Raw genomic sequence first — 1,119 nt, 5'->3', positions numbered from 1 at the left:
GCCCCCTCGGCTCCCGGGCCGTGGCCCTGCACCTCGGGCGGACCGGGGTGTCGACACTCAGGTGGGTCCTGGACGCGGTGGAGGGCTGAGGCCGGACCGGCTGCGAGGGCGCGGCGGGCCGAACGGGGCTACCCTGTGACGATCCGACCCGGCACGGGTCGGCCGTCCCGTCGGCGGGGACCCCTCCCGCCCACCACAGTGAGGTACCCATGGCCGGTGGTCTCGCCGCCCTGCTCGACGACATCGCCGTCCTCGCCCGGATGGCCGCGGCCAGTACCGACGACATCGCGGCCGCCTCCGGACGCGCGAGCGTCAAGGCCGCCGGAGTGGTGGTCGACGACACCGCCGTGACCCCGCAGTACGTCCGCGACGTGGAGCCGTCGCGCGAACTGCCCATCATCCGTCGGATCGCCACGGGTTCCCTGGGCAACAAGGCCATCATCATCGTCTTCGCGCTCCTGCTCAGCCAGTTCGTCCCGTGGATCCTCACCCCACTGCTGATGCTCGGTGGTGCGTACCTCTGTTATGAGGGCGCGGAGAAGGTGTGGGAACGCGTCACCGGCCACCACGAGGAGGCCACGCCAGTCGTCGAGAAGGGTCCCGACGCGGAGAAGCGGATGATCCGCGGGGCGGTGACCACCGACTTCATCCTCAGCGCCGAGATCATGATGATCGCGCTCAACGAGGTCGCCGAGGAGCCGTTCTGGACCCGCGCGGCGATCCTGGTGGTGGTGGGGCTGTTCATCACCGCGCTCGTCTACGGCGTGGTGGCGGTGATCGTGAAGATGGACGACATCGGACTCCACCTGGCCGGGAGGGACTCCCCGGGGGTGAAGAGGTTCGGCAGCGGTCTGGTCCGGGCGATGCCGACGGTCCTCGAGGTGATCTCGTTCGTCGGGATGCTCGCGATGCTGTGGGTCGGCGGACACATCCTGCTCGTGGGCCTGGACGAGCTCGGGGCGACCGCCCCGTACCACCTGGTGCACCTGCTCGAGGAGCCGGCCGCGGCGGTGGCAGGCGTCGGGAGCGTGCTCGGGTGGCTGGTCAACACGGTGTGCTCGCTGCTGTTCGGCCTGGTCGTCGGCGCGGTGGTGGTGGCCGTGGCCCACGTCGTCCCCC

The 1,119-nt window shown here is 70.8% G+C and carries 1 protein-coding gene; it reads left to right on the top strand.

Translation table 11 applies throughout. The features are described 5' to 3' along the window. Nucleotides 1-209: 209 nt before the first annotated feature. A partial coding sequence (locus G6018_RS14320; protein WP_182639979.1) for a DUF808 domain-containing protein occupies nt 210-1,119 on the top strand: 910 nt, incomplete at its 3' end.

The organism is Dietzia sp. DQ11-44 (assembly GCF_014145205.1).
GTDB classification, from domain to species: domain Bacteria; phylum Actinomycetota; class Actinomycetes; order Mycobacteriales; family Mycobacteriaceae; genus Dietzia; species Dietzia natronolimnaea.
Note: the sequence above shows the minus strand (reverse complement) of the source record. Positions and strands in the feature narration are given on the sequence as shown.